The organism is Phycicoccus sp., assembly GCF_035325325.1.
Taxonomy (GTDB): Bacteria; Actinomycetota; Actinomycetes; order Actinomycetales; family Dermatophilaceae; genus Phycicoccus.
In genome coordinates this window covers 59825-68693 of sequence record NZ_DAOLAC010000011.1, presented here as the reverse complement: position 1 = coordinate 68693, position 8869 = coordinate 59825, and the positions used below count along the sequence as shown (strand labels likewise).

Here is an 8869-nt window from a genome sequence, read left to right as displayed (position 1 = left end):
GCCTCTCAGCCCGCGGGGGCCCGCCGCTTCCTCCGGTGACCCCGTCGGAGATCCCCCACGGCGCCTCCAACTGATCGGAGCCGCCACGTCGGAGGCTGCGTGCCTCTTCAAGCACGGGAGTTGCGCAGCGAGGACATGTCGATCCGGGACTGGGCGGCTCGGGGATTGGAGCAGTCGACCACCGAGGACACGCGAACCATCCGTGGCAAGAGGCCCGGTACCGCCCTCGATCACTAAGCCGCTCATGATGCGCGGTTGGCCTTGCTGCGGCCACCCGCACCTGCCGCGACGCGATAGCCCGGCTCGCGGCGGATGGGGCTACGTCGGAGAGCATGCCCTCTGCCGGCATCCGATCGACATGGCATAACGCGACGCGTTATGCTCGAAGGGTGATCAGGTCGTTCGGCAACGCCATGACCGAACGGCTCTGGTCACGAGAACGCACCAAGAAGCTCGACCCACGGATCGAACGGACCGCCCTACGAAAGCTCACCATCCTGGACGCTGCCGAGACCCTCGAGGACCTACGAGTCCCACCCGGCAACCGGCTCGAAGCCGCGCGCGGCGACCGCGCCGGACAGCACAGCATCCGGATCAACCAGCAGTGGCGGATCTGCGTCACCTGGACACCCGCCGGCCCCGAGAACGTCGAGATCGTCGACTACCACTAGCCCGAAGGAGGAACACCGATGGCGACCCTCGCACCCATCCACCCCGGGGAGGTCCTCCTCGAGGACTTCCTGACCCCGCTGGGCGTCACGCAGCACCATCTCGCCGTGTCGATCGGGGTCCCGCCGCGTCGCATCAACGAGATCGTCCACGGCAAGCGCCGGATCAGCGCCGACACCGCGCTGCGCCTGGCCCGCTACTTCGGCACCACCGACCGGTTCTGGCTCAACCTGCAGACCCGCTACGACCTCGAGATCGAGAAGGACCACCTCGGCGCCACTCTTGAGCAGATCCATCCCCTGCAGAGCGCCTGAGCCACCGCGCTTCGCGGCGGATAGACGCGGGCGCCTCGGCCGATGCTTGTTCAGTCAGCGATGTAATCGCTCCGCGCCGTTCCGTCCCAGTAACGCCAGCGGCCCTGCCGCCACGGGTCGGGGCGCCACATCGGTGTCGGAGCGGGTCGCGGGGCGCGAAGGCGGCGCCAGATGACGTAGCCCACGAGCAGCAATGCCCCAGCCAGTGCCGTCATTGCCACGCTGAAGAGCGAAAAGGCCAACATTGCAGCGCCGTCGGTTCCGTCATCCGGTTGGCTCCACACGACGGCACCCGCCCAGCCGAAAAGGAAGGTAGTCGCAAGCAGCGCAAGCCCCCACATCATGACCGGCCACTTCCACGGCAGTCGCGGCCGAGGAGTCACCCCAGTGGAAGCAGACACCTGCCAAGGCTAGCCAGGGTTGGAGACTCCCGACGCCGATCCGCACGCGGTCGACTGGCTGCGCAATGACGCACATCAGTGCTCTGGAGTGAGCCGCTCCCGTGCAGTCGTCGACCAGCTCTGATGGGATGGAACGAACGAGGATGGGTTCCGCGCCTACGTCGTAGTAGTCGACGAACCGTCACTTGCCAACGCGCCCTGGGAGGACCTGCGGGCTGCCGCGCGTGAGACTGGACAGCACGCCGCGGTGCTGTTCATTGCCGACCGCGATGCGATGACCGGGGAGCATCCGATTGAAGTCGCCGACCTGAGCGACGAGCAGCGCCCTCCGTTCAGGTGCGCGGCGGCTGCGTTGTGGTCGGTCGAGAACAACCTGAACCTCGCCAACATGGACTGGGAGGAGTTCGCCTCCGCAGTCGGCGACGACGGCGTGCACCGGGGTTTCGACTGACGGGCCGCGCGCCTCGCGGTGAAGTGGGGCACGTTCCTCAGTCGGACGGTCGCGCCGAAACGGCGGCGGCTCGGGCGGGGACGGGTGCGGAGCTGGGCCGGTGCGCGATGGCCGCGAGGAAGCCCATGGCGATGCCGGTCAGCGACCAGGCAATGAGGTCGATCCAAGCTTGGCCGAGCAGCACCGTGGTGACGAAGTGAAGTGGCTGGGAGACCGTGAGCGCCCAGGCGACCGACGTGGGGATCACGCTGCGGCGCAGGCAGAGAACGCCGATGAGTGTGGTCCCGACGACGTGGGCGAGGACGAAGATGCCGGTGGCGATGTCTGCGGTGGGGTGCAGCGACGCCACCAGGCGGCCCGTCTCGTCAGGGTCGAGGCCGAGGTCGGCGGCGGCCCAGAGGAGGTGGTCGGTGACGAGCACGACCGGAAGGCAGAGGTACCCGACGAGGGTGAGTCCGACCGACCAGCTCTTCAGCCGACCGGGGGGCAGCGCGTCACGGGCGGCGTACAGGCCGGGCACCAGGGTGAGGGTTGCGACGAGCCCCAGCCACAGGACGGCGCTCTGCTGGCCGGGGTGGTCGACGACCAGTCGGGCCGTGGCGGTGTCGTCGGCGGCTCGGTAGTAGGGCAGCAGGAGGCGGAGGAAGGCGACCGCTACCGGTCCCGCGACCCCGAGCCCTACGAGGCTGAGGCGCTTCATGCCGACGCCGTCCTGCGCGGGCGGCCCACGAGCACCAGGGCGATGCCCAGGGCAGTGGTACCCAGGATCACGCCCACACCCGCCGCGGTCGAGGTCGAGACGTCTGCTCCGAGCAGCGCGGGTAGCGCGGTGAGCGCCGACGCCACGCGCAGCACGAGCAGTGGGGTGACGACGTGGGGCCTGCCCTGCCAGGCAAGGGTCACGAGCACGAGCGAGCAGGCACCGAGCGCCGCCGCCAACGCCGCCACGATGTACGGGGGTTGCCCACCGTCGGTGAGGAACAGCAGGGCGATGTCGCCCATGGACAGTAGAGCCAGCAGCGCGAGACCGAGTCGTCGCATGGGGGCACCTCCGGGGTCGGTTCGGTCGGACAGTCCCAGATTCCGCGCGAGGGCGTTCCCGTCGACAGGGCCCGCCGACTCGGCGTGCCGGGAAGCTGCCCGGCCGCCCCGGGAATCCGACCCGAGACAACGGGAACCGTCGTGCCCCACACTCGTCTCGTGCGCGCGAAGACCGTCACAGCGGCGCTGACCGTCCTGCTCTGCCTGCTGGGATTCGCCGCCGGGCTGGCCACCTGGACTGCCGGGTGGGGGCCCGCGCGGGCACAGGACGCCTTCGTGGTCAGCAACCTGGTCATCGGGATGAGCTTCGGGCTGTGTGGCGCGCTGATCGCCTGGAACCGCCCGAGCCATCCGGTCGGGTGGCTCTTCCTCGTCGGCGGCCTGGGTCAGACGGTGAGCGCCGCGGCTGCCCCGCTCGGGGAGCTCTCCGCCCAGGACGGTCAGCCGCTGTGGGTCACCCGGGCGCTGGTCACGGCGTTCCTCGTGGCCTGGCCGGTGCACATCGGCGTGTGTCTCCCACTGTCGCTCATGCTCCTCCCCGACGGGCACCTGCCGTCGCCCCGGTGGCGGTACGCGTTCGGCGTCGTGGCGGTCGTGTCCCCGCTGTTCGTGCTCGCCGCGGCGAACGGCAGGTCCGACGGCACCCATCCCGACGGGTACCTCCTCCTCCCGGTCGACGGGCGCTGGCAGGCGCTCTGGGGCGCGGGCGAGCCGGTGTGGGTCGCGTCGATGCTCCTCGGGGTCGCCGCCCTCGTCGTCCGTTTCCGGCGCGGCGACGAGACGATTCGTCGCCAGCTGCTGTGGGTGGTTGTCGCAGCAGGCACCGTCTTCGTCGCAGTGACGCCCTGGGCGCTGATCGCCGGCACACCAGTCGCCGTGCTGTTCGCGATACCCCTGATCCCCGCCGGGGTGACCGTCGCCATCCTGCGCCACGGGCTCCTCGACGTCCGGGTCGTGGTCGCCCGTGCGTTGACGTACCTGCTGCTGTCGACAGTGATCTTCGCCGGGTACGCCCTCCTGGTCGTGTGGCTGTCCGGGGTGACCTCCGCGCTGCTCGTGGCACTGCTCGCGCTCCCGCTGCGAGACCGCCTCCAGAGCGCCGCGGAGCGTCTGGTCTACGGGGATCGCGGGGACCCCGCCCGGTTGGCGACCAGGGTGGGCGCGGTCCTCCACGACCTGGAGGGGACACTCGAACAGGTACGCACAAGCCTCCGGTTGCCCTTCGCCGCAGTTCGGGACCACACCGGCACCTACCTCGTCATGTGCGGGGAACCGGGCGGCAGGACGTGGACCACCGCCCTGGGTGTCGAGCACTCCCTTGAGGTCGGACTTCGCGCCGGGGAGCGCCGGCTGGTTTCCCGTGACGAACGGGTGCTGTCGATGCTCACCGGCCCGCTGACCGTCGCGATCACCGCCACGACGACCGCCGCTGCGCTCCAAGCCTCCCGCGGCCGACTCGTCACGGCCCGGGAGGAAGAGCGACGCCGCCTGCAGCGCGACCTCCACGACGGCCTTGGGACCCTGCTGACCGGCGTCGTGCTGACCGCGGACGCGGCGTCCAACACCCTGACCACCGACCCGCAACGCGCCGCAGAGCTGCTCGCCACGGTTCGCTCCGAGCTGCGCAACGCCGTCGCCGAGGTCCACCGGCTCGTCGACGACCTCGCGCCCCTTGCCGTCGACGAGCTCGGCCTCGTGCGGGCACTGGAGGTCCGCGCCGCGCAGTCCGTCACCCGCGCCGACGGGCGACCCCTCGAGGTCACCGTGGTCTCACGGGTCGCCCACCCCCTGCCCGCGGCCCTCGAGGTCGCGGCCTACCGCATCGCCACCGAGGCCCTGACCAACGTCATCCGTCACGCGCAGGCCACCCACGCCACCATCTCCCTGCTCACCTCCGACGGCATGCTCGAGGTGGAGGTCCTCGACGACGGACCCTCGCGGCAATGGGGCGCCGGCGTGGGCACAGCCAGCATGCGCGAACGCGCCGCCGAGCTCGGCGGCAGATGCGATCCCGGCCCCGGACCCCACGGTGGTGTCGTCCGCGCCCTCCTGCCGATCGGTGCGGCGTGATCCGCGTCCTTGTCGCCGACGACCACCCGGTGATGCGCCAGGGCTTGACCGCCGTGCTCGGATCCCTCCCCGGCATCACCGTGGTCGCCGAAGCCTCCGACGGCGCCGCCGCCGTCCGAGAAGCCGTGCTCAGCCGCCCGGACGTCGTCCTTCTCGACCTGCAGATGCCCGGCTCCGACGGTTTCCACACCCTGCGCGAGCTGGCCCGCCTCCTGCCAGACACCCCGGTGTGCGTCCTGACGATGTTCAGCGACGACGACTCCCTCTTCGCCGCGGTCCGCGCCGGCGCCCGCGGCTACCTCCTCAAGGGGTCCGAACAGGAGGAGATCGAGCGGGCGGTCCGCGGTGTCGCCGGCGGCGAGGCGGTCTTCGGCCCCGGAGTCGCCCAGCGCGTCCTGCAACAGCTCACCAGTCCACCGACGCGACCGTCACGACCCTTCCCCCAGCTCACCCCCCGCGAGCACGACGTGCTCGAACAGCTCGCCGCCGGCACCACACCACGAGACATCGCCTCGTCGCTCGGGGTGAGCCCGAAGACCGTCAGCAACCTCATCTCCAACATCTTGGCCAAGCTGCACGTCACCGACCGGATCCAGGCCGCCATCCTCGCCCGCGACGCCGGCCTCGGCGTCGGACCATCCCCAACCCCCTGACTCACCGGCGATCCGGAACAGCCCGATGAAGCGGGAGGACCGCAGATGGAGCCCGTCCGAAACCTGGCTCACGGTGGGCGATGTACCGCGGGAACCTCAGGGCAGGCGGGCGAGCAGGAAGGCCTGGCCGTGGCGCTCGCGGCCGACCGGCGCGCGGACCAGGCGGGCCACCCTCTCGAACCCGGCGGCGGCGAGGAGGTCGAGGACCTCCTTCGGTCCGCGGTGCCAGCGGACGAGCTCGACGTCGTGACCGCGCTCGGCGAGCACCGCGCCGACGTCGAAGACACCTTCTCCCTTCTGGAAGCCGAGCAGCACGTGGCCGCCCGGGCGCAGCACCCGGACGGCCTCGGCGAGCGCGAGAGGGAGCTCGTCGTCGCTGAGGTGGATCAGGCTGTACCAGAACAGGATCCCGTCGAAGGTCGCGTCCTCGAACGGCAGGTCGACGAGGCTGCCTTCGCGCACGTCGAGGTCGGGGTGGTCGCGGCGGGCCATCGCGAGCATCCCCGGCGAGAGGTCGACCCCGACGACCGAGCACCCGCGGTCGGTGACGTAGCGAGCCATCCGCCCGGTGCCGCAGCCGGCGTCGAGGACCCGTGAACCGCCGCCGGCCCGCACCCGCTCGACGAGGTGGTCGACCATCGCGAGGTCGACCCGCGCCTCGGGCTCGGTGCCGGGGAAGGTCGCCGCGTAGTCCTCGGCGATGACGTCGTAGGCGACCCGGACCTGCCCCGCGCGGCTCTCCACGGCGCCGGGGTCAGCCGAGGCGGTCGCGCAGGCCGGCCGCGACGGCGTCCGGGGTGAGCCCGACGGCGTCGAGGACCTGCCCGCGGGAGGCGTGGTCGAGGAAGCGGCGCGGGATGCCGAAGGTGTCGACCGGCACCTCGATGCGGGCGTCGCGCAGCGCCTGGGCGATCTGGGACCCGATGCCCCCGACGACGACGTTGTCCTCGACGACGGCGACCCGGCGGGCCCCGCGGGCGAGGTCGACGACCGCGTCCGGGACCGGCAGCGCCCAGACGGGGTCGACGACCCGCACCCGGTGCCCCTCCGCCGCGAGCTTCTCGGCCGCGGTGAGCGCGGTGGCCGCCATCGACCCGACGCCCACGAGGAGGACCTCGACGTCGCCGTCGTCGGGCTCGACGAGGACGTCGACGCCGCCGACGCCGCGCACCGCCTCGAGCGGCTCCCCCACCGTGCCCTTGGGGAAGCGCACGACCGACGGGGCATCGGAGATGTCCACCGCCTCGCGCACGGCCCGCGCCACCTGCTGGCCGTCGCGCGGCGCCGCGAGGTGCAGCCCGGGCACGACGCCGCTGATCGTCATGTCCCACATGCCGTGGTGCGAGGCGCCGTCCGGACCGGTGACGCCCGACCGGTCGAGGACGACCGTGACGCCGGCCTTGTGCAGCGCGCAGTCCATGAGGAGCTGGTCGAAGGCGCGGTTGAGGAAGGTCGCGTAGACGGCGACGACCGGGTGCAGCCCGGAGAACGCGAGGCCCGCGGCCATCGTCAGGGCGTGCTGCTCGGCGATGCCGACGTCGAACGTGCGCTCCGGGAACCGCTCGCAGAACGGCTGCAGCCCGACCGGCATCATCATCGCCGCGGTGATGGCGACGACGTCGGGGCGCTCCTGCCCGAGCTGCACCATCGTGTCGGCGAACTCGTCGGTCCAGCTGCGTCCGGCGATCTCGAGCGGCAGGCCGGTCTCGGGGTTGATGACGCCGACGGCGTGGAACTGGTCGGCCTCGTCGGTGACGGCGGGGTCGTAGCCCTTGCCCTTCTGGGTGATGACGTGGACGAGCACCGGGCCGCCGAACGCCTTGGCCTTGCGCAGCGCCGCCTCGACGGCGGGCTCGTCGTGCCCGTCGATCGGGCCGATGTACTTCAGGCCGAGGTCCTCGAACATGCCCTGCGGGGCGACGATGTCCTTGAGGCCCTTCTTCACCCCGTGGAGCGTCTCGTACATCGCACCGCCGACGACGGGCGTGCGCGAGACGTTGCGCTTGCCCCAGTCGAGGAAGCGCTCGTAGCCGCGGGTCGTGCGCAGCGTCGAGAGGTGGTCGGCGAGGCCGCCGCGGGTCGGCGCGTAGGAGCGCTCGTTGTCGTTGACGACGATGACGAGGGGCAGGTCGCGCTCGGCGGCGATGTTGTTGATGGCCTCCCAGGCCATGCCGCCGGTCAGCGCACCGTCGCCGATGACGGCGACCGTGTGCCGGTTGCGCTCGCCGCGCACGACGCGGCCCGCGGCGATGCCGTGCGCCCACGAGAGGGAGGTCGAGGCGTGCGAGTTCTCGACGACGTCGTGCGGCGACTCGGCCCGGCTCGGGTAGCCGGACAGACCACCCTCGGTGCGCAGGCCGGAGAAGTCGTGCCGCCCGGTGAGCAGCTTGTGCACGTAGGACTGGTGGCCGGTGTCGAAGACGATCGCGTCGTGGGGGCTGTCGAAGACCCGGTGGAGGGCGATGGTCAGCTCGACGACACCGAGGTTCGGCCCGAGGTGCCCGCCGGTGCGCGAGACCTGCTCGACGAGGAAGGAGCGGATCTCCTCGGCGAGCGCGGGCAGCTGCGCCGCCGGGAGTGCCTTGAGGTCGCGCGGACCGCCGATCCGTTCCAGCAGGCTCACCGCGCCTACCTCCTCGTGGTCTCTCGGGTCCGGGCGAACCATCCGAGTCTAGGCGCTGGGGCCGTGCCGACCCGAACCCGCCGGCTCAGAGCCGGGGGACGAACTCGAGGCCGCGCAGGCCGTCGAGGAGCAGCCCCGCGGCCCGGCGCGCGGCGACGAGCCGGACCCCCTCGCACTCGAGGTCGGCGAGCACCTGGGTGACGCCCTCGGGCCCGATGTCGTCGACGAGGGCGACCCGCACCTCGCGGTAGGAGGAGCGCATCGCCTCGAGCTGGGCGTCGAGGTGGCGCACGGCGAGCCAGGCGAGCGCGACGGGGTGCCGGCGCCACGCCGGGTAGAGCCGGTAGTCGGGCGGGCAGTGGTCGAGGAGCCAGCCGACCGCGCGCTGCTCCCAGCCGCGGGTGCCCGGCGGGGGCACCCCCTGGGGCCACCCCGGCGGGCCCCCGGCGCCGGTGGCGCCGGCCGTCGAGCGCTGCCGCACCGGGGCACCCGGCGTCGGGGCGCGGAGCGGCGGACCCCCGGCCGGCCCCGCGTCGTCGAACACGTGTTCGATGATACGCCGACGGGCCACATCGTGGACCACGGTTCATTTGATAATCAGTTGTTATACCTTGGCCAAGCAAACGTGATTTGTTCCGACGCCGCGA

Annotated in this window: 10 protein-coding genes; 5 read left to right on the top strand and 5 right to left on the bottom strand. The window is 71.8% G+C overall.

Going from position 1 to position 8869, the window contains the following annotated elements; translation table 11 throughout:
* Positions 1-389 precede the first annotated feature (389 nt).
* From PKA89_RS09025 to PKA89_RS09015, 3 genes are all read left to right on the top strand, one after another.
* Complete coding sequence (locus tag PKA89_RS09025) at positions 390-671, top strand: type II toxin-antitoxin system RelE/ParE family toxin (protein ID WP_324418726.1); 282 nt, start codon at positions 390-392, stop codon at positions 669-671.
* An 18-nt stretch (positions 672-689) separates the two neighbouring features.
* A complete protein-coding gene (locus PKA89_RS09020; RefSeq protein WP_324418724.1) occupies positions 690-983 on the top strand; it encodes a HigA family addiction module antitoxin in 294 nt (97 codons plus the stop codon).
* 648 nt (positions 984-1631) lie between these two features.
* Entirely contained in the window at positions 1632-1835 is a 204-nt protein-coding gene (locus tag PKA89_RS09015) for a hypothetical protein (RefSeq protein ID WP_324418722.1), read from the top strand.
* Between the two features lie 37 nt (positions 1836-1872).
* Here PKA89_RS09015 and PKA89_RS09010 read toward each other — a convergent pair whose 3' ends face one another.
* Both PKA89_RS09010 and PKA89_RS09005 read right to left on the bottom strand, forming a co-directional pair.
* Positions 1873-2535: a hypothetical protein gene (locus PKA89_RS09010; protein WP_324418720.1), complete on the bottom strand. Its 663-nt coding sequence runs from the start codon at positions 2533-2535 to the stop codon at positions 1873-1875.
* Positions 2532-2876 (bottom strand): hypothetical protein, encoded by a 345-nt coding sequence (locus PKA89_RS09005; RefSeq protein ID WP_324418718.1) that lies wholly within the window; start codon positions 2874-2876, stop codon positions 2532-2534. Before PKA89_RS09005 ends, PKA89_RS09010 begins: the two co-directional genes overlap by 4 nt.
* A gap of 159 nt (positions 2877-3035) precedes the next feature.
* Here PKA89_RS09005 and PKA89_RS09000 point away from each other — a divergent pair, with 159 nt between their 5' ends.
* Together PKA89_RS09000 and PKA89_RS08995 are read left to right on the top strand one after the other, a co-directional pair.
* The gene (locus PKA89_RS09000) at positions 3036-4946 is read left to right on the top strand and encodes a histidine kinase (RefSeq protein WP_324418716.1); all 1911 of its coding nucleotides are present in this window, start codon (positions 3036-3038) and stop codon (positions 4944-4946) included.
* Positions 4943-5599 carry a response regulator transcription factor gene (locus PKA89_RS08995; protein WP_324418714.1) on the top strand — a complete coding sequence of 219 codons (657 nt, stop codon included), beginning with the start codon at positions 4943-4945 and terminating at the stop codon, positions 5597-5599. Before PKA89_RS09000 ends, PKA89_RS08995 begins: the two co-directional genes overlap by 4 nt.
* Before the next feature lie 96 nt (positions 5600-5695).
* On the opposite strand, the gene PKA89_RS08990 is transcribed toward PKA89_RS08995, so the two are convergent.
* The 3 genes from PKA89_RS08990 to PKA89_RS08980 form a co-directional block, all read right to left on the bottom strand.
* Positions 5696-6343 carry a methyltransferase domain-containing protein gene (locus PKA89_RS08990; RefSeq protein ID WP_324418712.1) on the bottom strand — a complete coding sequence of 216 codons (648 nt, stop codon included), beginning with the start codon at positions 6341-6343 and terminating at the stop codon, positions 5696-5698.
* A 10-nt stretch (positions 6344-6353) separates the two neighbouring features.
* Positions 6354-8222, bottom strand: a complete 1869-nt coding sequence (dxs, locus tag PKA89_RS08985; RefSeq protein WP_324418710.1) for a 1-deoxy-D-xylulose-5-phosphate synthase — start codon at positions 8220-8222, stop codon at positions 6354-6356.
* A gap of 85 nt (positions 8223-8307) precedes the next feature.
* On the bottom strand, positions 8308-8766 hold the full coding sequence (locus tag PKA89_RS08980; RefSeq protein WP_324418708.1) for a hypothetical protein: 459 nt from the start codon (positions 8764-8766) through the stop codon (positions 8308-8310).
* Positions 8767-8869 lie beyond the last annotated feature (103 nt).